This is a genomic window from Streptomyces azureus (assembly GCF_001270025.1).
In the GTDB taxonomy this organism is placed as follows: domain Bacteria; phylum Actinomycetota; class Actinomycetes; order Streptomycetales; family Streptomycetaceae; genus Streptomyces; species Streptomyces azureus.
Window position 1 is genome coordinate 65,909 of the sequence record NZ_DF968232.1, and the last position, 22,123, is coordinate 88,031.

Sequence of the window (22,123 nt, forward strand, 5' to 3'; positions counted from 1 at the left end):
GCGCCTGCCCCTCTCGTCCGCCGGCACACTCCCGCGACGGGCAGGCCTCCGCGCGGGAGGCGGCGCGGGAAAACGGCCAGGTACGGCGAAAGCCGTCACAGCCGCCGGCCGGTGACGTCCCCGCCGGGATCGTCGGCCAGCGCGATGGCCGTGGTGATCCGTTTGCCCACGGGTTCGCGGTGGACTGTGAAACTCTGGCCGACCGCCATGACGATCTCCAGCCCGTGCTGGCCGATCCGCATCGGGTCGGGCGCGAGGATCGCAGGCGGCGTCGGATTGCTGTCCCACACGGTCACCTTCACTGCGCCGCCGTCGACTTCCAGCGTCAGCAAACACGGGCCGGGTGCGTACTTGCGGGCGTTGGTCACCAGCTCGCTGACCACGAGCTGCACCATGCCCATCGCGCGCCCGGACACCGGCAGCCCGTGTACGGCCTGGACGTCGGTGAGGAAACTGCGGGCCAGATCGCGGGCGACGGCGATGTCCTCGCTGCCCTCGAACGCCCCTGACACCGATACGAGGTCCTCCACCTGAGACTGCCCGCCCTCACCGCCTGCCGTCTGCTCCATGCCGGCCCACCCTGCTCCCCCGTGTCCGAACGGGCTGCGACCCGTCTACCCCCGAATCTTCACATCAGGCGTCCGGGCCTCAGTCAGAGGGTGACGTCTCCGGGGGTGCTTGTTTGTCCCCGGCGCGCGGGCTGAGGCATGTGTCACAGCCGTGCTGTGCCTGTCGCGTCGGCGGGAAAGCGAGCTGGGAACCCAAAAGGAGGCTGACGTGGCACGCGATCGGATCGGACTGGCTGAGGTGCTGGCAGCGGCGGAGGGCGCCGCACCTGTGGCCTCTCTCGATATCGTGGCGCGCAACTTGCGCGACCGGTTCGGCGCGCGGTACGTGTCGTTCCTCTTCGTCGACGTCGTCGGCCAGCGCCTGCTGCGGGTCAGCGAGCAGGCGGCTACGCAACAGGAGCGCCGCGCCGAACAGGTCCCCTTCGACGACAGCATCTACGACGAGGTCCTGCGCACCCAGAAGCTGGTGCAGACACCGGAGAGCGAGCAGGGGCAGCGGGTGCTCGCCCCCGTCACCAACCGCGGCGACGCCGTCGGTGTGCTGGAGCTGTTCCTTCCCCAGGTCACACGGGATGTCCTGGAGCAGGTAGAAGAGGTCGCGCACGCGCTGGCGTACATCATCGTCACCGACCGCCGGTTCACCGACCTCTACCACTGGGGCAATCGCACCACCTCGGTCAGCCTGGCCGCGGAGATCCAGCGCCAGCTGCTGCCCTCGGCCCCTTCGTGCGAGGCCGCCGAGTTCGTCCTCGCCGGCGCCCTGGTCCCGGCCTCCGACATCGCCGGTGACACCTACGACTACTCCCTCGACCACGACACCCTGCACTTGTCCATCACCGACGCGATGGGCCACGACGTCGACGCCGCGCTCATGGCCACCCTCCTGGTCAACGCCTCCCGCGGCGCCCGCCGCGCCGGGAAAGACCTCGCCGAACAGGCCCGCCAGACCCACCAAGCCCTCGTCGACCACGGCAGACGGACCTTCGCCACCGGCCAGCTGCTGCGCATCGCCCTGGACGGGACCAGCGCCCAGCTCGTCAACGCAGGCCACCCCTGGCCCCTACGGCTGCGCGACGGCACGGTAACCGAACTGCGCCTGGCCGTGAACCTGCCCTTCGGCGTCGCCGCACACGAGGGCCCCTACAAGGTGCAGGACCTTGACCTGCGCCCCGGTGACCGCCTCCTGCTCTACACCGACGGCATGCAAGAACGCCAAGCGCAAGAAGTCGACCTCCCCGGCCTCATCCGTGACACCGCCGCCGAACACCCGCGCGAGGTCGCGCGCAAACTGGCCACCACAGTGACCGACGCCTGCAACGGCCACCCGGCAGACGACGCCACCGTCCTGTGCCTGGACTGGCACGGCCCCCGTTCCGCAGACCGCCGCACGAATGCCGGGACCGACACCTGACCTATCCGCGCAGACGTCGCGGGTCCCGCGGTAAAGGCCGTCACCCCGGACCCGCTGTGGAGCGTCGAACGAATCGAACGCGCCAGGGGGAGCGGAAGTGGCGCAATCGAACGTTGCCCACCCGCGTCACCGGGCGCAGCCTGTGCCTTGCGGGAGCGCTCCCACGCGCTGCCGCACTCCCCACGAAAGACACCGGAAGCACGACAACCCCCACATCCGAAAGAAGGAGATCATGGATTGTCATGGTCATGTCCTAAGGAGTCATGCCCTCAGGGTCCGGTCGCGGCTGACGCTCGCCCTGAGCGTCCTGGTCGCCGCGCTGCTCAGCCTCATCCCCTGGAGCGGCACCGCCGTCGCGCACGGCTCGGTCGTCGACCCGGCATCCCGCAACTACGGCTGCTGGCTGCGCTGGGGGAGCGACTTCCAGAACCCCGCGATGGCGCAGCAGGACCCCATGTGCTGGCAGGCGTGGCAGGACAACCCCAACGCCATGTGGAACTGGAACGGCCTGTACCGCAACGGCTCCGGCGGCAACTTCCAGGCCGTGGTCCCCGACGGCCAGCTGTGCAGCGGCGGACGCACCGAGGGCGGCCGCTACAACTCCCTGGACACGGTGGGCGCCTGGAAGACGACCGACATCACGGGCAACTTCACCGTGAAGCTGTACGACCAGGCCAGCCACGGCGCCGACTACTTCCTGGTATACGTCACGCGGCAGGGCTTCGACCCCACCACCCAGCCGCTGACGTGGAACGACCTCCGTCTCGTCGCGCGCACCGGCAAGTACGCGCCCAGCCAGAACTACGAGATCCCCGTGAGCACTTCGGGCCTGAGCGGCCGGCACGTCGTCTACACGATCTGGCAGGCGTCGCACATGGACCAGACCTACTTCCTCTGCAGTGATGTGAACTTCCGCTGACCTGCGCCGCCCCGCCGGACCGGGTGTCCGGCGGGGCCCGGTTGTTTCGCGGCTTCATGAGAGTTCTCCGAAAGTTTTCGAAACGCTTGAGCACGCCGGTGCTCCCGCACGTATGGGGCGAGGGGATTTTCATGCCCGGTACGCCACAAGCGCAGGAGAGCACCCTTGGGACGCAACACGCGAAGACGCCCTGCCGGCCCACGACGCGCGACCTTCGCCGCATTCGCACTGATCCTGGGCGGAGGCGGCCTGATGGCCGCGAACGTCTACGCCTCCGCGACCGACGGCGGTTCGGGCGGTGACCCCGCCCAGACGCGGTCCGGTACGGGGGTTCGGACCGCGGGCGCCACGGTCGACTGCCCGGACGTCGGCAGCAAGCTGACCTCGGTTCCCGGGCAGGCGCGGGGGGAGGTGGACAAGGAACTCGCCCTCCTCGACGAGCAGATCGCCAAGGCCTACCAGCGGCTGAGTGAATCCGCACAGCAGGTGCAGCAGGACTCCGGCTTCGCTGACAACGCGATCATGAACCCGCTGAAGGACAAGCGGGCCGCGACCCTGGAGCGCATCGCCATCGCCATCGACCGCGTGGGGGACCGCCCCGACGGGCTCGAGGCCCTCGCCGCCTGCACCGTACGGGATTCCGGCAACCAGGCCCCCGCACAGGGCGAAGGCCAGGGCGGCGACGGCGGCCAGCAGCCCGGCCAGGAGCAGGGGCAGGACGGCCAGGGCCAGGGCGCCAACGGCGGACAGGCGGGCAACGGCCCCGTCGCCGCCGACTTCGCGCCCATCACCAGCGTCCAGCCCGAGGCCGGCAGCCCCCGCCAGGGGACGAAAGCCTCCCGGGGCTCCTTCACCACCGACTGCGGCGTGAACGAGAACGGCCTGTTCAACTCCGACAACATCATCGCCGCTCCCGGCGTCACCAACGGCGCGCACCACTTCCACGACTACATCGGAAACCAGGCCAACAACGCCTTCGCCAGCGACCAGGACCTCGCGAACGCCGAGACCAGCTGCGTCGACCAGGGCGACAAGTCCTCCTACTACTGGCCCGTGCTGCGCCTGCAGAACGGCACCCAGGAGCAGGACGCCAACTCGCCCGGCGGCGGCATCGAGGGCAACGCCGGCGAGATCGTCACGCCGAAGCAGGTCACGCTGACCTTCGTGGGGAACCCGCGCGGCAAGGTCACCGCCATGCCGCGGCTGCTGCGCATCATCACCGGCGACGCCAAGTCGTTCGTCAACGGCCCGGCCAACGCCAACGCCTCCTGGAGCTGCACGGGCTTCGAGGACCGGCAGCTGAAGGACAAGTACCCGCTGTGCCCGCAGGGCAGCGACGTGGTGCGCACGTTCGAGTTCCAGAGCTGCTGGGACGGCCGCAACATCGACAGTGCCAACCACCGCACCCACGTGGCCTTCGCGGACGCCGCCGGCAACTGCCCGTCCGGCTTCCGGCCCATACCGCAACTGGTCCAGCGCATCGTCTACGACGTCGACGCGCCGAGCCTGGAGGACGGCGGCCGTACGACACCGCTGTTCGCCGTGGACTCCTTCCCGGAGCAGCTGCACAAGCCGGTCACGGACCACGGCGACTTCATCAACGTCTTCGACGAGGACCTGATGCGGGAGATGGCCGACTGCATCAACGACGGCCGCGAGTGCGGCGCCGGAGCAGGCGCCGAGCCGGGCGACAAGCCGGAAGAGGAGCCGCAGGAGCAGCCGACGAAGACCCCCGAGCAGCCGACGAAGGCCCCCGAGGCCCCGCAGGAGCAGCCCACGCGCACCCCGGACGCCCCACAGGACGGCAACGCCGGCGGAAAGCCCGGCGACACGGGTGACGGCGACGGCGGGAAGGGCGACGGCAGCGGCGGGAAGGACCAGGTCGCCAAGCCGCCGGCGACGAACGAGCCGGCCCCCGAGCCGGAGCAGCCGGAGCAGGGCGGTTCGCCCACGGCCGCGCCGCGCACCGACGAACCGGAGGTGCTCGCCACCCCCACGCCCGAACGGGGCGCCGCGAACACCGGTGACGAGGGCGGCACGAAGGACGACGCAGGCGAGGACGCGGGGGACGGCCTCGGCCAGTCCCAGGCCGTCGGAACGGCGACCAGCGCCGCTCCCACCCCGTCGCTCCCGTCCCGGACCGAGCCCCAGGCGGTCGGCAGCGGCGGCCTCGCCGACACCGGCGCCCAGCTCTGGCCGGCCGCGGCAGGCGCCGTTCTGGTCATCGCGGGCTTCGTCGTCCTCCGCCGCGTCAGGCGAGGCTGAGACGACGGCACCGGCCCGACCGGCGAACGGCGGCAGGATCCCGACCGGATCCTGCCGCCGTTCCTCGCCCCCGGTCATCCGCGACCCTTCGACAGCCGCCGAACAGCCCATCCTCTAGCGTGATCCCATGAACCTCATCAGGAACGCCGGACGCGGTGGTGCTGTCGGCGGTGCGGCACTGTGACGCCGGGCGAGATGGCGGCCGTGTTCGCGGCCGGTACGGGCGCGGGCGCCGTCAACGCCGTCGTCGGCTCGGGAACGCTGATCACCTTCCCGGTACTGCTCGCCACCGGCCTGCCCCCGGTCACCGCCACGGTGTCCAACGGGCTCGGCCTGGTCCCCGGCTCCATCAGCGCGGCCATCGGCTACCGCGAGGAACTCCGCGGGCAGCGGCGCCGCGTCCTGCTGATGGGCATCGGCGCCGTACTGGGCGGCCTCGCGGGTGCCGTCCTGCTGCTGACCCTGCCCGAATCGGCCTTCGAGCGGATCGTGCCGGTCCTCGTGAGCCTCGCCCTCGTCCTGGTCGCCTGCCAGCCGCTGATCGCCAAGAGGGTGCGCCGCCGTCGCCCGGCAGGCGGTCCCGTCCGTCGTGACGGTGGCCCGCTGCTGTTCACCGGCCTGACGCTCGCCAGCGTCTACGGCGGCTACTTCTCCGCCGCGCAGGGCATCATCTACGTCTCCCTGATGGGCATGCTGCTCGACGACACGCTCCAGCGGCTCAACGCCGTCAAGAACGTACTGGCCGCCGTCGTCAACACCGTCGCCGCCGTGCTCTTCGTCTTCTTCGCGGAGTTCGACTGGACGGCCGTCCTGCTCATCGCCGCGGGATCCGCGCTGGGCGGCCTGATCGGAGCCAGGACGGGCCGCCGCTTCAGCCCCGCCGTCCTGCGCACCTTGATCGTGTCGGTCGGCACCGTCGCCCTGGTCCACCTGGTGCTCCACTGACGCGCACTGCCGCCGTACGCGGGCCGTCCGCGGTTCGCCCCTCGTGCCCCCCGGCCGCGTCAGCGCCCCGGACCCCACGGCGACGCCGAGGCCGACCAGCGCGCTGCCCGCCGCCTGCGCGAGACCGTAGGAGCCCGTGCCGACGAGCGGTGCGGTGCAGGCCGCCGCGACCGGGATGAGACCGGAGAAGAGGGTGGCGCGTTCCGCGCCGATCCGCTGCATGCCCATGTACCAGCACACGAAGCCGACCACCGTGACCACCACCGCCTGCCACAGCAGCGCGGAGGCCTCGACGGCGTCCGGACGCCGCAGCCACCCGGCGCCGTCGGCGAGCAGCCCGGCCGCCGCCGACTCCAGCGCGGCGACCGCGCACACCGTGGCGGACAGCAGCCGGGGGCCGAGGGGCCGCAGTACGGGTACGGCGAGCACGGCGAATCCGACCTCCCCCGCCAGGGCGCACACGGAGAAGGCGATGCCCGCGGCGTCGGTGCGCCCCCAGCCCTGGACGGTGCAGGCACCGATGGCGACGAGCAACGCCCCGTACAGCACGGCCCGTTGGGGCCGGCGCCCGTCCAGGAGGGGCACGAGCACGGCGACCACCACCGGCGCACAGCCCACGAACACGCCCGGAACCGCCGGCTCCGCCGTGCGTTCCGCGGCGATGACGGCCAGGTTGAAACCGACCATGCCGACCGCGGCGAGCAGTACGAGCCGGACCCACTGACGGGGTGTCAGCGCCCGCAGCCGGGCGGCCGCGCCCTTCCCGGCCAGCGGCACGAGCAGCAGACAGGCCAGCCCGTAGCGCAGGAACTGGCCGCCCGCGTACGGGTAGTCGCCCAGGACGCTGTTGGCCGTGAAGGACGCTCCGACGAGGACGCAGGCGAGCGCGGCGAGAAGAGCTCCGCGCGTGGTGGTGGCGTTCATACGAGCGACGCTAGGAGGCCGGACGGCCCGGGAAGGAGTCCACTTCTGTGCCTGCTTGCTGGACCAATCCCTGCCCGTGCCACGGCGGGTCAGCCGATGTGGTGGCTGTCGCCGTAGACCTTCCGGTGCAGCGGCGGGTCGAGGTCGAGGTTGCGCTCGCGCAGGAAGACACGCTGCGCCGTGTCGACCCTGCTGGTGTCGCTGTGTGCCTCCTCCTGCTTCATGGCCCACACGCGTGCGTCCAGGAAGGCGTCGAGGTACGTCACCTCGTCGCCGCCCCACGCCGGTGGGTTCGCCGTGCGCAGCGCCCGCTTGCGGATGTCGCGGAAGCTCAGGGGGTCGTTGCCGTCGCCGTGCATGACGATGGCGGCGCAGTACGCGAACTGGCCCAGCACCAGCAGCCCGTCCGCCTTCCCCTGCCGGACCGCCGGGCCGAAGTACACCCGGTCGCGCTCGTGGTCCTGTGCCCGCCGGAACTCGCTGTCGCGGGCCGCCCTGCGCCACTCGCCGGGGAAGCCGGGGTCGAGGCCGTCGTGCGAGTCGGTGCCGTCGACCCGGCGCAGCGCCGGCAGATACTTCGCCAGGACGTTGCCGGGCTTGCGGTCCGTGTAGAGCTCGACGAGGTCGAGCATGTCGCCGGTGCGGAGCAGAAGCCGATGATGCCGGCGGTGTAGCCGCGGCCGTCGCGGATGTCCTCGACGTACTGGTACTGCGCCTTCCAGTCGAGCGAGGAGTTCTCCGCGCTCGACACGAGCTGCATGGCGATCTCCTTCTTCGCCGGGTCGTCGAGGCCGACCGCACGGAAGGACGCCGTGGCGTGCGGCGGCTTCAGGAACGGGGCGGCGGCGAGGGCGGCTCCGAACAGCGCCAGAACGGTGCGGCGCGCTGCCGGGGCCGACGGGTGTCTCACGGTGCCTCCAAGCAGGGTGGGGGCTAGGAAGAGCCGACCGTGAGAACTGATAGGAAAGTTTACTATCACGGCCCGCCGCAAGGGAAACAGCCGAACGCGAAGTTCGCAGGGTCGAACAAGCGACCCCCGGGGAACCATTTGCCCGGCTCGTACGTCAACTCTTTACCCAGGGAGGCCGATCGGTCCGAGAGACCAACCGGAGAGGGGAATCGCCGTGGACGACGCGATGTCGAAGCGGAGCAGCGAGGCGGAGGCCGCGGCAGCACGCCAGACCCGCTTCGGGACGCTGCCGGAGCCGGTGCGACTGGAGGACATGGTCGAGGAGCGCGCCGCCGGCACGCCCGACCCCGCGCGCACCGCGTACAACCAGGACGAGTGGCTCGTGCGCTACTGCTTGTGAGACGACGCGGACGCTACGAGCGGCTCCGCGCGCCTAGGCCGCGCAGCCACCGCACGATGTCGTCGGCGTCCCGGGCGTGTCGAGCGGGGGCCGGTCGTAGCCGCACCAGTCGATGTCGGCGCCGTGCCGGTGGAGATACTGCGCCGTGGACAGGTGGCCGCCGTGGCAGGCGCCTCAGAAGGCGCTGGTGATCTCGTCGGCCGTGGGTGGCTCACCGGCCTCGACGTGCGCTTGGACCCGGTCCGGCAGGCCGAGAGTGGCGGCGTCCTGGGGGCGGTGCGGGCGCCGTGCTCGACGAGCCGGTGCGCGGCACTCCACTGTCCGAAGGCGCGGGCGTCGGCGAGCGGGGCGCCGCCGGCGATCACCGCACCTGAGGCCTCGACGTCGACCCCGGCCCGCTGCTGGGCATCCAGACCGGCGCCCATCACCCGGTCACCACCACGCCCCTGCTCCCCGGCACCACCCTCGCCCTGTACACCGACGGCTTCGTCGAGCTCCCCGGCACCGACGCGCCCCGGACCACCTTTGACCTGGCCGGCCACCTGGACACCGGCGACGGCCACGACCTGGAACGGCTCATCGGCAGGCTCGTCCACCACACGACCCCCACCGGACAGCACGCCGACGACATCACGGTGCTCCTCCTGCGCACCTCCCGGCCCGACGGCGGCCCGGCGTGAGGCCGCCGCCCCGGCCGCTCCGGTCAGGCCTGGCCGGAGGTGTCGACGCGGACGCGCCGGGCGACGTCGCGCAGCTTGATGTTGTGGTGCTGGGAGATGCGCCGCAGCACGTCGAAGGCCTCGTCCTCGCTCATCCGGTGGCGTTCCATGAGGATCCCCATGGCCTCCCCGATGGCATGCCGGGTCTCCAGGGCGTGCTCCAGCTGGTCGACGGTGCGGGCGGTGGCCAGCGCGACGGCGGCATGGGAGGCGAGCAGCCAGCCCGCGGCCTCGATGTCCTTGCCGAAGGCCCCCGGCCGGCGCGAGTAGAGATTGAGCGCGCCGAAGTCCTCCTGGCCGGTGTAGAGCAGCACACCGGTCATGCTGCCGATCCCGAGGTCGCGGGCCGCTTGGGAGAACCGCGGCCAGGACGGCTGCGGCTTCGTCATGTCGGCGATGCGGAACAGCCGCTCGCCGTCCACGCGCCGGGCCGCGTCGAAGCACGGTCCCTCGCCCAGCTCGCCCTGCAACCGGTCGGACTCCTCGACCATGTCACCGCACACGGAGAGCGTCACCGCCCGGCCCTTGGACACCGCCAGGATCCCGGCCGCGTCACAGCCCTCGACCAGCTTCACAGCGGCTGCCGCGATCTCGTCCAGCGTCGCCTGTACCGAATCCTGCGCCACCAGATCCCGGGCGAGCATCGCCATCTGTTCGGCGTACTGCTGCCACTCCACCGCCACCACCGCCTCGCTCACCGGTCCCGCCCACCGTACCCCGCGCCAAGCTGTCCACGCCGATCGCGGGAGACCGGGGACCTGCGAGAAACCGGGGCCGCGCGTGGACACCCGGCAGTCCGCTCGCTCAGCGATACGCCGTCAGCAGCAGTGCCACGTCGTCGGGCCGCTCCCGGGCGCGGCGCGCCGTCCGCACCAGCCGGTCGGCGAGGTGATCCACCGAGTCCGCCGGAGTATCGGCAAGGCAGCGGCGGACCTCCTCGATGCCGGCCTCGATGTCGCTGCCGGGCTGCTCCACGAGCCCGTCGGTGTACAGGGCGAGGACGCTGCCGGGAGACAGCGTGAGCGCCGTGACGGGATAAACCGCGTCGGGCTGCACGCCCAGCATGACGCCGCCCGCGAGATCCAGCGTCTCGGCGTGCCCGTCGGGGTGGCGCAGCAGCGGCGGGGGGTGCCCGGCCCGTACGGCGAACGCCCGCCCCGTGCGCGGGTCCAGCTCGATGTAGCAGCAGGTGGCGCAGACGTCCGCCTCCAGCTCGGCCAGGTGCCGGTTGGTGTGCGTGATGACCTCCTGCGGCGGCCGCTCGCTCGCCGCAAAGGCGTGCACGGCACTGCGCAGCTGACCCATCACCGCGGCGGCGCCCACACTGTGGCCCTCGACGTCCCCGATCACCAGGGCCACCCCACGCCCCGTGGTGATCACGTCGTACCAGTCGCCGCCGATGGCCATGCCCTGCGTGCCGGGCAGGTAGCGCCCGGTGGTGCGCAGCCCCTCGACGGCGGGCAGCCGGTGCGGCAGCAGCCCCTCCTGAAGACCGCGGGCGACGGCGGACTCGGCGTCGTAGAGCCGGGCCCGCTCCAGCGCCTGCGCGGCCAGGCCGCTCAGCGCAGTGAGCGCGGAACGCTCGTCGGCGGTGAACCGGTGCGGGGTGTCCCAGCCGAGGATGCACGAGCCGACGGGATGCCCGGAGGCGATCAGCGGCAGGAACGACCAGGCGCTCATGCGGTCCAGGGTGATGCCCGGGTAGGCGAGGGAGAGGTCCTCGGGCGACTCGAAGAAGAGCGGCAGGCGCGTGGTCAGCGCGTGCACCCCGGGCAGCTGCGTGTCGAGGGTGACGCCCTCGAACGGCGCGAGGAAGCCCTCCGGGTAGCCCGACTCCCACAGCAGGTACATCCGGCCCTCGCGGACCGTGTACAGGGCGAGCTCCCGGACGCCGAACGCGGGCAGCAGCTGCTCGGACACGGCCCGGCAGACGTCCTCGACGGTGACCGCCTGGGTGAGCACGCTCGCCATCTGCACCACGTGGTAGAGCGCCCCGGCACGCGCCGCGGCGACCGGCCCGGGCGGCGGCGCCACGGCCGCTGCCTCCGGCACGTAACCGGCGGCGGACCCCGCCTCGCGCGCCGCCTCGGACCCGGTGGGCGGGCCGGCCGGATGGATCCGGCCCGTCAGTCCGTGCACGTCCGGGTAGAGCACGAAACTCAGCCAGTTCCCGGCGGGATGCCGTACGAGGAAGGACACCTGCTCCTGCGACAGCATCGCCGCCCGGTAGCGGTCCTCGTACGCGGGATCCCGGAGCCAGGTGATCACCTCCCACGGATAGCGGCCCAGGAGTGCCTCCCGGACGCCGCCCAGGAGTTCCTCGCAGCGGCGGTTGGCGTACGTCAGGCGACCGTCCTGGTCCAGCGAGAAGAGACCGTCGGGCAGCCGCTCGGCGGCCTCGGCCGCGGTGAGCCCGCTGCCCGCGTCGACGAGGGCCCCCACCAGGATCCGGTCGGAACCCGTGCCGCCGCGCACGAGATGCCCCCACAGCTCGACGGGCCGGTAGCCGGCCTCCTCGTCGCCCGCGGAGTCGTCCCGCACCCGGAAGTGCCGGCATCTGACCCGGCCGAGCGTGAGTGCGTCGTGCCGGCTGGTCCGCAGTTCATGCAGGTCGTCGGGGCTGACTCGGGCCTCGATGTCCGCCATCGTGCCGCCGAAGTCCGCCCGGCCGATGCCGAGGAGAGCGAGGGCCTCGTCGTCCGCCGTGCACCGGTCGGTGTCCAGGTCCCAGTCGATGAGCCCGACCCGGACGGGGTGGACGGCGGGCGTGGGCAGCCGCACGCTGACCGGTTCACCGTCGTACTCGATCCGGTACGCGGCGGAGTCCGGGCCCGGCCGGCCGGCGGCGAGGCGGGTGAGACGCTCCTCCATGGCCTGCCCGGCGGGGCGCAGCGCCGGCGCCACCGCGTCGGCGTCCAGCGGCGACCGGGCGGCCGAACGCAGCACGACCAGGACACCCACGGCCTCCCCGCCGGCCTGGACGGGCCGGTAGGCCGAGCCGAAGGAGTACGGCAGCCCGGCGGTGAAGTGCGGGAAGCGCACCATGGTGGCGCGCTCGTCCGGCAGCCACAGGGTCTCGCCCCGCCGGTAGGCCTCCGCCATGGGCAGCGCACCGCCCACCGGCACCCGCCACCAGGTCCTGAGCAGTGACCGGGGCACCCCGGTCACCAGCGCGAGCACGAGCGAACGCCGGTCGCGGGAACGCAGGTAGACCAGCCCGCCGTAGCCTCCGAGGTCCCGTACGGCCTCGGTCAGCGGAACGGTCAGGGCATCCTCGATCCGGCCGGTGTCCCCGGTCCGGACCCGGCCGTCACCACCGCCCCGCCTCCGGCCCTCGGGTGACCGCGACCCGTCCGGTACGGCGGCTGACTCATCCATCTCGCGTCCTCCCGGTACGGACGCACCGGACCCCATCGCTCTCCACCAGGATGTGCCATCACCGGCGGTCCGGCGCGGTGGGGTGCAACCTTTCGGACCCGTCGGCCGTCTCACCCCATATCAGCAACATGTGAGCCTTGGGGGCGGTAATGGTACGAATCAGAACAGCATGCGCGACTCTCGCGTTCGTGGGCGCCACGGTGGGCGTGGCGGCGGTGCCGGCCGGTGCCGCACCCGTCGCCGCCCAGGCCGCCACCCAGGCCACGGCCTGTCCGACCGGCTGGGGGAGCCTCCCCAAGACCGACACCAGCGCCACGCTCGCGTCGGTGAAGGACATCCGGACCGGCCGTCACGCCTGCTTCGACCGGATGGTCATCGACGTGCCCGGCGCGGGCGGCGACGTCGGCTACTCCGTCCGCTACGTCGACCAGCTCCACCAGGACGGATCGGGCCGGCACATACCCGTGGCCGGCGGAGCGGTTCTCGAGGTACGGGTGGCCGCGCCCGCCTACGACCCGGAGACCGGCGCCGCCACGTATCCCGGCCGGGTGGCGCGCCCGCTGCCGGGCGTGGACCTCACCGGTTACCGCACCTTCCGGGACACCCGGTTCGCCGGCAGCTTCGAGGGCGAGACCCAGATCGGGCTCGGCGTCCGCGCCCGGCTGCCCTTCCGGGTGTTGCAGTTCGACGGCCGCGTCATCGTGGACGTCGCCCACAGCTGGACCGCCACGAGGTGATCGCGGTGCGCCCGGTTCTCCGGAGCCGGGCGCCCGGGCGGGCCGGCCTCAGTGACCGCGCAGCCGCCCCACCTCCTCCAGTGCCCGCGCCGCCGCGCCGGCCAGGCGGGGCCGGTTGCGGACGAAGCGACGGGCGGCCCGCGCGGGCTCCCGGCCCAGCCAGTGGACGGCCCCGCCGGGCACCGGCCGTACCACCACCCCCTCGTACACCCGCAGGTCACGGGTTTTGAGCGACTCCTTGTAGCGGGCCGGACCGCTCCCCAGGTCGACCGTCTCGACGCCGTCGGCCGCCGCTGCCTCCAGCATCCTCAGCTGGAGCACGAGGCCGGGGGAGTACTTGGCGTAGTCGCGGTCGTACGCCGGGAACCACCAGGACAGCACCGTGCGCGAGCGCAGACCGAAGTGCGCGGCCACCGGCCGGTCCGCCGCGTACAGCACGGACAGCACGCCACGGCACTCCGGTTCCTCGCTCTCCCCGAGTAACCGCACCAGCCGGGTGATCCACTCCTGCGCGAACCGGTCGCGCCGGCCGGTCCGCCGGTACTGTGCCGACTTCCATTCCATCAGCGCCCGCAAGGCGCCCAGGTCCCGGGCGTCGTACGTGAACCGCACCTCGCCGACCTGCCGGGCCAGCCTGCGTTCCTTGGCCAGGATCTGTCTGAGGAAGCTCGGCGATTTCGCGCGCAGCCGCTCCGTGTACCGCTCGAACCCCTCGCCGATGTCGACGACCGGGGACGCGAGCTCCTCGACCGCGTGCGGCACGAAGACCCCCTGGCCGGCTTCGAGGTTGTCGAACTCCCAGGACGACAGCGCGCAGGACCGCAGTAACCGGCGGGCGTCGATCCGGATCCCGGGGCGTAACACGGCCCCCTGACTGTCGGACACCCCGAGCCCGATGGCCCGGCCCTGCCCCAACGGTCCCCTCTCGTACGGGAAGAACCCGACCGGGGAGCCGTCGTCCTGGAGCACCGCCACTCTGGCCGCGGGCCTGACCTGTCCCACCGCCGTGGTGAACGCCGGGTCGAGAAAGGGGTTCGCCGCGGCTCCGGACTCCGTCCGTATCTCCCGCCACATCTTCTGGTCGGTCGGGCTCAGTTCGTCCGGCTTGAGAATCAGAACACGCTTTCCGGGCAACTCCGCCTCCTGTGTCATCGGCACGGGGACACACGAAGGCCTGCACATCACCGCGTACCGGCACCAGGCAGTACTCGGGCCGCACGGCGCAGGCCCTGTCGGTACCGCCGTCACTCAGCAGCGAAACGTCTGTAGCTCAACGGCGTTCGGGGCGGGCGCGACCGCCCCCGGACGCCGGCCCGTTCCCGCCGTTCCGACGTCCGTGCCACCCCGGTCCACCATGGGTGCGCCGCTCACCACGGCGCCCGCCCGGGCCGCTCCCGCCGCCCTCGGCGTCCGTGCCACCGGCTGCCGGACCGACGGCTCCTCCCCGCAGGGGCAGGGCTCCCCGGCCCTTTCGGCCCCGGCCCTTTCGGCCTCGGTGCCCGAAGTCGCCCCCGGCTCCATCGCATTCACTGCCGCTGTGACCGCGGCATCCGCCGTGTGCCCGCCCCGCGCGAACCCCGGGACGACGAGATGCAGCAGCAGGCACACCACCAGGCCCACCGCCGCTGCCCATCGTCGCCGCACCATCAGCCCCCTGACCCGCGTCTCGGTGGGGGAGGACGGAGCGATTCGGCCCACCGGGCCGGCGCCGGACCAGACCCCCGACACGGCCGGCTGCGCCTTCCAGTAGGCCGAGCACAGCCCGCCCCGTCAAGCCCTTGTGAGCCGATTCGCCCCGCGCGGCCGATTGCTGCCGAATTTCAACGGAAAGCGCTGTCGGCAATCGCTCGCTCTCCCGTGACGCCGGGTCAGCTGCCGCCCGGCACGCTCAGCACCTCGCCCGCCTTGGGCGCCCGGATGTCGAGCGGTTCGTCGAAGTCGCTGAAGGAGGTGGTGGTGTGCTGTGCGGCGCTCTTGTAGACCGTCCTGAGCAGATACGGCTTTCCCTCGGCCGCCACGTAGAACGTGTACGTCCCCGCCTTGTCCGCCTTGTCGGTCACCACCAACCTGACGGCCTTCGCACCGTCGACGCGGGCGGAGCCGCCCGTGCGTGCCGTGCCGAACGAGTCGAAGGGCCGTTCGCAGGAGGCGAGACCGTCGCCGCCGGCGCCGGCCGGGTCCACCGGCGTCTTCACCCACAGCTTCTGCTCGTCGGTGAGGCCCGGATAGTTCTTCCACTTCTGCAAGTGGGCCCGGTTCGGCCGGACGTAGTCGGTCTCACCGAGCCGGATCTGCTCCAGGGCGCTGCCCCCGGACCACGTGGTCCTGGATCTGCACCGGCTGTCGAGGTCGGTCACGAGGCGGTTGGCGACCGAACCGCCGCTCGTCGTGCGGTTGGTGATGTCGACGGTGACCGAGTTCAGCTTCCGCATCGTCGCGTTGGCCTCGTCGAGGATGTCGCCGGCGGACTTCTCCCCGCCGGTGTCACCCGCGCCGCACCCGGTCAGGGCGGCGCCCGCGAGCAGGCATGCGAGTGCGGTCGTCGTCACGGTAGTCCTGGCCTGCACGGAGCCCCCCTGCTGTTCGTTGGGTCCGATGATCGGCAAAGGAGCCTACCCGCCCCGCCGGGCTCAGGCCGCGCGGACCAACTCGACTGCCCTGCCGAGGGTTTGAAGCCGGTCATCGAGGGTCTCCCCGGCCGGGTGGAGACGAACCGTGTCCACCCCGGCGTCCCGCCAGACGCCCAGCCGCCGCCGCACCATCTCCTCAGTGCCGATGAGCGTGGTGGCCAGCACCATCTCGCCGGTGACCAGACCCGCCGCACCGTCCCGGTCGCCCGCCAGCCGGCGCTCCCGTACCTCCGCCGCGACCTCGGCCCAGCCCTGCCGGCTGTTGGCCGGTTGCAGAAGTTGGCCGACGCGGAGCCCATGCCGCCCAGGTTGAAGGCGGGTTCCTTCTTCCGGCCTGCGACCATGGCGCCCAGCGCCTCCTCGTCCCGGGCGAAGGCGACCTCGGCCCCTTGGCAGACGTCGAAGCCGGCGCGGCTGCGGCCGGCCCCTCGTGCAGCGGCGCGAAGTAGGCGTCCTCCGCGCCCTCCGGTACGAAGCTGGTGCCGAGCCAGCCGTCCGCGACCTGGCCGGTCAGCCGCAGCATGGCGGGCGACAGCGCGGCCAGAGAGACGGGCACGGCGTGCTCGGCCCGCGTGGACAGGCGCATCGGCACCGCCTCCCCACCGGGCACCCGCTGGGCACCTCGGGCATCCGCGGCACGTCCGACACCAGCGCCCACACCCGCTCCGGCGGAGCGGCGATCCACGTCGTCACCTCGACCGTCGGTCTGTCCGCGTACCGCGCGCCCGCCCACTCCATCGCGGGGTCAAGGGGGAGTACGGGCCCACTGCCGACAGCGGGAGCGCGAGTATGCGCCGCCGTGCCCCGGTGCGCGGAACCACGCTCGCAGGGCCGCGTACGCTACCGATGGCTCCGCCCCGGAAGATCGTCACGTCTGACGTGCCTCACGGTGGGGGAGCCATCAGGGATGGCGGTAGCCATGCCGATCCGTCGGCGGGCACGATGTTTCACGGTCGGGCGCGGTCTGGAAGGTCCGCCCGCGCCTTCGAGCGGAGGAACCACATGGGATCGGCGATGAGCGAGCGGAATCACCGCCGGCAGAGATGGGCGGCCAGGGGAGCCCTGGCCTCGGTGGCGCTGGCGGCGTTGCTGCCACTCGTAACCGGCGGTCTGAAGGGACTGCTGCTGCTCGCGGTCGGCCTGGCGGGGCTCGCCCTGACCGCGGCCGCGCTCTGGTGGGTCCTGTCCCGCCGGGGACCGGCCCGCACGGCGGCGGCCGCGCTGGCCGTCGTCGCCCCCGTCGCCGTCATCACCCTCTTCGCGGTGGCGAATCTGCTCTGGGTGGTCTTCGCGTCCCTGCTGCTGTGGTGCCTCGCGGTCTGGAGCGGCCGCTACGCCCTGCGCAGCACGGGCCTGCGGCCGGTACGCGTCAAGGAGTACCGCACGCCACCGCCGAAGCGTCCCTTCCTCCTGCTCAACCCCCGCTCCGGCGGCGGCAAGGTCGGGAAGTTCGGTCTCAAGGAGAAGGCCGAGGCGCTGGGCGCCCAGGTCGTCCTCCTCGACCCGGACCAGCACCAGGACGTCACCGCGCTGGCCAGGGACGCCGTGGCCGAGGGAGCCGACCTGCTCGGGGTGGCGGGCGGCGACGGCACGCAGGCCCTGGTCGCCGCCGTCGCGGCGGAACACGGCGTGCCGTTCCTCGTCATCTCGGCCGGCACGCGCAACCACTTCGCCATGGACCTGGGCCTGGACCGCGACGATCCGTCCACGTGCCTCGACGCCCTCACCGACGGGGTGGAACTCCGCGTCGACCTCGGCTTCGCCGACGAGCGCCCCTTCGTCAACAACGCGTCGTTCGGCGCGTACGGGGCGGTCGTCCAGAGCCCGGGCTATCGCGAGGACAAGGTGGGCGCGGCGCTGGAGCGGCTGCCCGAGCTCCTCACCCGGCAGAGCGGCCCGCGGCTGACGGCCGGCGCCGACGGCACCACCATCGCCGACCCGCAGGCCGTGCTGGTGAGCAACAACCCGTACCGCATGGACGATCCGTTCGGCTTCGGCCGGCGCGAGCGCCTCGACTCCGGGAAGCTGGGCGTGCTCGCCGTCCGCGTCGACAGTGCCGTGGAAGCGGCCGAACTCCTGCTGGCCCCGCGCCCGGAGGGCCTCACGGTGCTCACCGCCCAGCACGTGGTCGTCGAGGCCGACGCCTCGCACCTGGAGGTCGGCCTCGACGGCGAGGCGCTCACCCTGCCCGCCCCCGTCCACTGCCGCATCGTCCGCCGGGCCCTGCGGGTCCGGGTGCCCCGCAACCGCCCCGGGGTCCCTGAGGCGCCGCCCCGCCTGGACTGGCGCCGGCTCCGCAAGCTGGCGGCGGCGGTCGGCCGTACCGCCGCACCCTCCCGCTCCTGGCGCACCTGAAGAAGGGCCCCGGCCGCCGTTCCAGGGGGAGGCGTCAGCGACAGGGGAGGCATCAGCGACCCCCGTCACCACGACGTACGGCCTACTCCCCGTCGCGGCACAACGCGTTCGCCACCAGCCGCATACCCGCCCGGTGCTGCCGCAGGGTGTCCTCGACGGAGGTGGCCCACCCGGTGGACATCGAGGCGGTGACGGCGACCCGGCCGTCGTCGCTCACCGCGTTCCGGCTCATGTAGCCGATCTCGTCCCCGCCGTGGCCCCAGGACCAGCCGCCGCACGGCAGTCTGGTCTTCATCAGCCCGAGCCCGTACCGTGCGGCCGGGTACGGCACCTGGAACTCGTCGTTCAACGGGACCGTGCGTTTCATCTCCCTGAGCTGCGCGGGCTTCAGGACCTTGCCTGCGATGAGGTCGCGGAAGAAGCGGTTCAGGTCGGCCGTGGTGCTGATGAGGCCGCCGGACGCGTTGGGGTCCTTGTACAGGGTCACGTCCACGAGGTTCGGCTTCGTGCCGAACCGCTGGTAGCCGCGCGCGTGCGGCTTCCGGACGGCGGGCGAGTCGCCCGGGTGGTACGTGTGCCGCAGCCCGAGAGGCTTCAGCAGGCGGTCCCGTACCTGGTCGTGCCAGGTGTGGCCGGTGGCCTTCTCGATGACCATGCCGAGCAGGATGTAGCCGACGTTCGAGTAGCTCCAGCCCTTGCCGGGCCGGAAGTCCGGGCGGTGCCGCATGGCCCGTTCGACCAGCTGCTCGGGGGTGAGCGGGCGGAAGCGGACCTCGTAGTACTTCTTCGCGGTCTCGATGCCGGGATAGTCGTCGTGGATGCCGCTGGTGTGCTGGAGCAGCTGGCGGACGGTGATCTTCCGGCCGTCGTTGCCGTTGCCGCGCACCACGCCCGGCAGCCACTTCTCGACGGTGTCCTCCAGCGCCACCTTCCGCTCGCCGACGAGTTGGAGTATGACGGCGGCCACGAAGGTCTTGGTGTTGCTGGCGATCCGGAAGTAGCCGCCGTCGGGTACGGGGCGGCCCGTACGGATGTCGGCGGTGCCGCTCGTCACGGTGTAGGGACCGTGCCGGCCACCACTCACCCGGGCCTCTACGCCGATGGCGCCCGTGTCGCGTACGGCGTCGGCGTCGCGCTGGAACGGCGTGTGCCGCGCGGCGGCGGAGACGGAACTGTCGTCCGCGCTCACCCCGGAGACGGCGTTGGTGACGGCCGGCGGTAAGGCGACCGCCATGGCGAGGGCGGCGGCGATCCCCAGTGTGACGCGACGGCGGCGCGGCTGGGCATGTCGTCGGGACGGGTTGGCTGACACGGGATCCTCCAGAGGTTCGGACGCTGTGTGCGCAAGCACCACCGACGCTAGGAGCGGGGCCCCTGGGCGGGCGTCGTCCGCCGGGAGGGGCGGGCGGGGCAACTTTCGTTCCGTGCCCTGCGTCTCCTGGGATCGCCGGTCATACGATGCCGGCAGGGCCGCGAGGGGAAGACCGCTCGGCGAGCGGGGACCAGGGACGGGGACGGGGTTGGGCATGACGGGGGGTTCGTGGCGGCGGCACGGAACGGACCGGTCGGCACGGTCCTTACTGGTGCCGCGCGGCTCCTTACCGGCGTCGGCCGGTTCCGTACGGGCGTCCGCCGCCGCGCTGCGCCGCAGGCTCGCCGGGCGCCCCGCGGACGTGCTCGTCGCCGCCGTCCTCACCGGCATCGCGGTGCTGCTCCGGCTGTACCAGCCGCTGCCCGACGGCGTCGGCCCGTGCGCCGCCGTCATGGCACTGCTCGTCGGGACGTGCCTGCCGCTGGTGTGGCGGCGTTCGGATCCGGGTCTCGCGCTGGCCGCCACAGCGGCCTGCTATCTGACGGGTGAACTGCTCGACCCCGTCGGTGACAACGCCCAGTCCGTGTTCCTGGCCTGCTACTCGGTGGCGCGGCACACGCCCGCGCCGCGCAGCCTCCTCGCTCCCGTCGCTCTCACCACGGCGCTGCTCGCCCCGGAGTCGGCCGACGGCCGGCTGAACGTGTTCTCCTCGGCCGACACCGCCATCCCGCTCGGCCCCGCCGACTACCTGGTGGCCGCCGCGATGGCCGCCGCCGTATGGCTGCTGGGCGCGTCACGGCGCCGGCTGTACGCGGACGCCGAGCGCCTGCGCGACCTGGCCGAACGGCTCCGTGCCGAGCAGCGGGTCAGCGCCCGGCGCGCGGTGGCCGCCGAACGCGCCCGGATCGCCCGCGATCTGCACGACCTGGTGGCCCACCACGTCAGCGCGATCGCCTTGCAGGCACACGCGGTCACCGTAGTTCTGCCGGACGACTCGCGCGCCGCCGGTCAGGGGGTGGCGGCGATCAGCGAGGCGGCGGACACCGCGCTGGACGAGATGCGCGGCCTGGTCCAGTTGCTCGCGGACACGCCGCCGGACGGTGGCGCCGCGCCGCTCCCGCAGCCGTCGCTGCGCCACCTGGAACGGCTGACCGGGGAGTCAGAGGCGGCGGGCTGCCCGGTCACGCTCACGGTGACCGGGCCGACCGCGGAGCTGCCGCCCGCCGTACAGGTCTCGGTGTACCGCGTCGTACAGGAGGCGCTGTCGAACGTACGCAAGCACGCCGGCGCCGTACCCGTCCGCGTCGGACTGGCCTGCCGGAACGGCCGGTTGACCGTCACGGTGGAGAATGCCGCGCCCGCCTCGGACCGTTGTCCGATGCCCGGCTCCGGGCTCGGGCTGATCGGCATGCGCGAGCGCACCGCGCTGTTCGGCGGCACGCTCCGCGCGGAACCTGCCCCGGACGGCGGCTGGCGGGTCGTGGCCACGTTCCGTCCGCAGGACGGCAGCCCGTACGCGCCCGCCGACGGCGTGTACGCGTCGGAGGACGGCCGATGACGCCGCCGGTGCGGGTGCTGACCGTGGACGACCAGGAGCTGGTCAGGACGGCGCTGCGGGTGATGCTGCGGCGGCGTTCGGATGTGGAGGTGGTGGGCGAGGCGGCGGACGGCGCGCGGGCCGTCGAGGCGGCGTACGAACTGCGCCCGGACGTGGTGCTGATGGACGTACGGATGCCGGGCATGACCGGGGTGGAGGCGACCGCGCGGATCATCCAGGGCTGGCCGCACCCCGGACGGCTACCGCGCGTGCTGGTGCTGACGACCTTCGACCTGGACGAGTACGTGCACGCCGCGCTGCGCGCCGGGGCCAGCGGGTTCCTGCTGAAGAACACCACGCCGGAGCTACTGGTCGAGGCGATCGGAGTGGTCGCGGCGGGCGAGGCGATGCTCGCGCCGACGGTCACGCGGCGGCTGATCCGGACGTTCTCCGACCTGCCGCCGCCGCTGCTGTCCGGCGTGCGGCCCCGCCCGTCAGCGGCCGACGGGCCGCCCGGAGCCCCGGACGACCCGCTGGACGCGCTCACCCGGCGCGAACGTGACGTCGCGGAACTGGTCGCCCGCGGACTCTCGAACGCGCGGATCGCCGGGTCGCTCGGCTTCAGCGAATCCGGCGTGAAGAGCACCGTCAACCGCATCCTGACCAGGCTCGGACTGGAGAATCGCGTACAGATCGCGATCCTCGTGCTCGCGGCCCGGCCCACGACGGAACAGGGTGACGGCTAGGCGCCCTTCGGCCCCGCCTGCTGCACCACCTCGAACGACCAGAGCGTCGAATCGCTCGCCGCGGGCTTGGGGCGCTCGCCTCCCTCGCCGCCGCCCTGGTGCGCGGCCTTCATCGGTCCTTCCATCCAGGCCTGGAACGACGCCTCGTCACGCCACCGGGTGTAGACGAGGTAGGTGTCGGTGCCCTCCACCGGGCGGAGGAGCTCGAACCACTCGAAGCCGTCGGAGCTCTCCACGGTGTGCGCGCGGGAGGCGAACCGCTTCTCCAGCGTCTCCCGCTGCTCGGCGGGCACGGTCAGCACATTGATCTTGACTACGCTCATGGCCCCATCTTGCCCGATGGCACATCTGCGCAGGCTAAGCCCT

At 72.5% G+C, this 22,123-nt stretch carries 17 protein-coding genes and 3 pseudogenes; 10 read left to right on the forward strand and 10 right to left on the reverse strand.

Translation table 11 applies throughout. The features are described from left to right. Window positions 1–95: 95 nt before the first annotated feature. Window positions 96–569 carry an ATP-binding protein gene (locus AOQ53_RS10105; protein ID WP_059416660.1) on the reverse strand — a complete coding sequence of 158 codons (474 nt, stop codon included), beginning with the start codon at window positions 567–569 and terminating at the stop codon, window positions 96–98. Between the two features lie 208 nt (window positions 570–777). Here AOQ53_RS10105 and AOQ53_RS10110 point away from each other — a divergent pair, with 208 nt between their 5' ends. The 4 genes from AOQ53_RS10110 to AOQ53_RS10125 all read left to right on the forward strand — a co-directional run bounded on the left by AOQ53_RS10110 (window position 778) and on the right by AOQ53_RS10125 (window position 6,109). Then, entirely contained in the window at window positions 778–1,980 is a 1,203-nt protein-coding gene (locus AOQ53_RS10110) for a PP2C family protein-serine/threonine phosphatase (RefSeq protein WP_059416661.1), read from the forward strand. 232 nt (window positions 1,981–2,212) lie between these two features. Further along, window positions 2,213–2,899, forward strand: coding sequence for a lytic polysaccharide monooxygenase auxiliary activity family 9 protein (locus AOQ53_RS10115; RefSeq protein WP_059416662.1), 687 nt, complete (start codon window positions 2,213–2,215; stop codon window positions 2,897–2,899). 252 nt (window positions 2,900–3,151) lie between these two features. Beyond that, on the forward strand, window positions 3,152–5,164 hold the full coding sequence (locus tag AOQ53_RS10120) for a DUF1996 domain-containing protein (RefSeq protein ID WP_059416663.1): 2,013 nt from the start codon (window positions 3,152–3,154) through the stop codon (window positions 5,162–5,164). Window positions 5,165–5,359: 195 nt separating this feature from the next. Beyond that, window positions 5,360–6,109 (forward strand): sulfite exporter TauE/SafE family protein, encoded by a 750-nt coding sequence (locus tag AOQ53_RS10125; protein WP_408055144.1) that lies wholly within the window; start codon window positions 5,360–5,362, stop codon window positions 6,107–6,109. Between the two features lie 54 nt (window positions 6,110–6,163). Here AOQ53_RS10125 and AOQ53_RS40615 read toward each other — a convergent pair. After that, window positions 6,164–7,033 (reverse strand): annotated as a pseudogene (locus tag AOQ53_RS40615) (EamA family transporter); the annotation flags it as partial. 89 nt (window positions 7,034–7,122) lie between these two features. After that, window positions 7,123–7,958: pseudogene (locus tag AOQ53_RS10135) on the reverse strand (chitosanase). Between the two features lie 199 nt (window positions 7,959–8,157). On the opposite strand from AOQ53_RS10135, the gene AOQ53_RS10140 reads away from it, so the two are divergent. Then, window positions 8,158–8,343 carry a hypothetical protein gene (locus tag AOQ53_RS10140; RefSeq protein ID WP_059416665.1) on the forward strand — a complete coding sequence of 62 codons (186 nt, stop codon included), beginning with the start codon at window positions 8,158–8,160 and terminating at the stop codon, window positions 8,341–8,343. Between the two features lie 407 nt (window positions 8,344–8,750). Next, complete coding sequence (locus AOQ53_RS42705) at window positions 8,751–9,023, forward strand: SpoIIE family protein phosphatase (RefSeq protein ID WP_236711642.1); 273 nt, start codon at window positions 8,751–8,753, stop codon at window positions 9,021–9,023. 23 nt (window positions 9,024–9,046) lie between these two features. Here AOQ53_RS42705 and AOQ53_RS10150 read toward each other — a convergent pair whose 3' ends face one another. Continuing rightward, window positions 9,047–9,712, reverse strand: a complete 666-nt coding sequence (locus tag AOQ53_RS10150; protein ID WP_408055145.1) for an ANTAR domain-containing protein — start codon at window positions 9,710–9,712, stop codon at window positions 9,047–9,049. 154 nt (window positions 9,713–9,866) lie between these two features. After that, a complete protein-coding gene (locus tag AOQ53_RS10155; RefSeq protein ID WP_078945236.1) occupies window positions 9,867–12,440 on the reverse strand; it encodes a SpoIIE family protein phosphatase in 2,574 nt (857 codons plus the stop codon). Window positions 12,441–12,589: 149 nt separating this feature from the next. Between AOQ53_RS10155 and AOQ53_RS10160 the strand changes: the two genes are divergently transcribed. Beyond that, a complete protein-coding gene (locus tag AOQ53_RS10160; protein ID WP_059416668.1) occupies window positions 12,590–13,177 on the forward strand; it encodes an AMIN-like domain-containing (lipo)protein in 588 nt (195 codons plus the stop codon). A gap of 48 nt (window positions 13,178–13,225) precedes the next feature. On the opposite strand, the gene AOQ53_RS10165 is transcribed toward AOQ53_RS10160, so the two are convergent. The 3 genes and pseudogenes from AOQ53_RS10165 to AOQ53_RS48000 all read right to left on the reverse strand — a co-directional run. Continuing rightward, window positions 13,226–14,329, reverse strand: coding sequence for a GNAT family N-acetyltransferase (locus tag AOQ53_RS10165; RefSeq protein WP_059416669.1), 1,104 nt, complete (start codon window positions 14,327–14,329; stop codon window positions 13,226–13,228). Between the two features lie 716 nt (window positions 14,330–15,045). Further along, window positions 15,046–15,726 carry a hypothetical protein gene (locus tag AOQ53_RS10175; RefSeq protein ID WP_236711641.1) on the reverse strand — a complete coding sequence of 227 codons (681 nt, stop codon included), beginning with the start codon at window positions 15,724–15,726 and terminating at the stop codon, window positions 15,046–15,048. 81 nt (window positions 15,727–15,807) lie between these two features. Beyond that, window positions 15,808–16,417 (reverse strand): annotated as a pseudogene (locus AOQ53_RS48000) (LLM class flavin-dependent oxidoreductase); the annotation flags it as partial. A 392-nt stretch (window positions 16,418–16,809) separates the two neighbouring features. On the opposite strand from AOQ53_RS48000, the gene AOQ53_RS10185 reads away from it, so the two are divergent. Beyond that, window positions 16,810–18,162: a diacylglycerol/lipid kinase family protein gene (locus AOQ53_RS10185; protein ID WP_059416670.1), complete on the forward strand. Its 1,353-nt coding sequence runs from the start codon at window positions 16,810–16,812 to the stop codon at window positions 18,160–18,162. 82 nt (window positions 18,163–18,244) lie between these two features. Here the strand turns inward: AOQ53_RS10185 and AOQ53_RS10190 are convergent, their stop codons facing one another. Further along, window positions 18,245–19,474: a serine hydrolase domain-containing protein gene (locus tag AOQ53_RS10190; protein WP_059416671.1), complete on the reverse strand. Its 1,230-nt coding sequence runs from the start codon at window positions 19,472–19,474 to the stop codon at window positions 18,245–18,247. Between the two features lie 214 nt (window positions 19,475–19,688). On the opposite strand from AOQ53_RS10190, the gene AOQ53_RS10195 reads away from it, so the two are divergent. Both AOQ53_RS10195 and AOQ53_RS10200 read left to right on the forward strand, forming a co-directional pair. Continuing rightward, entirely contained in the window at window positions 19,689–21,032 is a 1,344-nt protein-coding gene (locus AOQ53_RS10195; RefSeq protein ID WP_167745703.1) for a sensor histidine kinase, read from the forward strand. Beyond that, a complete protein-coding gene (locus AOQ53_RS10200; RefSeq protein WP_059416673.1) occupies window positions 21,029–21,757 on the forward strand; it encodes a response regulator in 729 nt (242 codons plus the stop codon). Before AOQ53_RS10195 ends, AOQ53_RS10200 begins: the two co-directional genes overlap by 4 nt. On the opposite strand, the gene AOQ53_RS10205 is transcribed toward AOQ53_RS10200, so the two are convergent. Continuing rightward, a complete protein-coding gene (locus tag AOQ53_RS10205) occupies window positions 21,754–22,080 on the reverse strand; it encodes an antibiotic biosynthesis monooxygenase family protein (RefSeq protein ID WP_059416674.1) in 327 nt (108 codons plus the stop codon). The genes AOQ53_RS10200 and AOQ53_RS10205 overlap by 4 nt on opposite strands. Window positions 22,081–22,123 lie beyond the last annotated feature (43 nt).

What these genes read in the sequence shown, in the direction of transcription:
- AOQ53_RS10105 (WP_059416660.1), bottom strand. Translation starts at nt 569, where the DNA reads ATGGAGCAGACGGCAGGCGGTGAGGGCGGGCAGTCTCAGGTGGAGGAC.
- AOQ53_RS10115 (WP_059416662.1), top strand. Translation starts at nt 2,213, where the DNA reads ATGGATTGTCATGGTCATGTCCTAAGGAGTCATGCCCTCAGGGTCCGG.
- AOQ53_RS10120 (WP_059416663.1), top strand. Translation starts at nt 3,152, where the DNA reads ATGGCCGCGAACGTCTACGCCTCCGCGACCGACGGCGGTTCGGGCGGT.
- AOQ53_RS10125 (WP_408055144.1), top strand. Translation starts at nt 5,360, where the DNA reads ATGGCGGCCGTGTTCGCGGCCGGTACGGGCGCGGGCGCCGTCAACGCC.
- AOQ53_RS10150 (WP_408055145.1), bottom strand. Translation starts at nt 9,712, where the DNA reads ATGGCGATGCTCGCCCGGGATCTGGTGGCGCAGGATTCGGTACAGGCG.
- AOQ53_RS10155 (WP_078945236.1), bottom strand. Translation starts at nt 12,440, where the DNA reads ATGGATGAGTCAGCCGCCGTACCGGACGGGTCGCGGTCACCCGAGGGC.
- AOQ53_RS10160 (WP_059416668.1), top strand. Translation starts at nt 12,590, where the DNA reads ATGGTACGAATCAGAACAGCATGCGCGACTCTCGCGTTCGTGGGCGCC.
- AOQ53_RS10165 (WP_059416669.1), bottom strand. Translation starts at nt 14,329, where the DNA reads ATGACACAGGAGGCGGAGTTGCCCGGAAAGCGTGTTCTGATTCTCAAG.
- AOQ53_RS10185 (WP_059416670.1), top strand. Translation starts at nt 16,810, where the DNA reads ATGGGATCGGCGATGAGCGAGCGGAATCACCGCCGGCAGAGATGGGCG.
- AOQ53_RS10195 (WP_167745703.1), top strand. Translation starts at nt 19,689, where the DNA reads ATGACGGGGGGTTCGTGGCGGCGGCACGGAACGGACCGGTCGGCACGG.
- AOQ53_RS10200 (WP_059416673.1), top strand. Translation starts at nt 21,029, where the DNA reads ATGACGCCGCCGGTGCGGGTGCTGACCGTGGACGACCAGGAGCTGGTC.
- AOQ53_RS10205 (WP_059416674.1), bottom strand. Translation starts at nt 22,080, where the DNA reads ATGAGCGTAGTCAAGATCAATGTGCTGACCGTGCCCGCCGAGCAGCGG.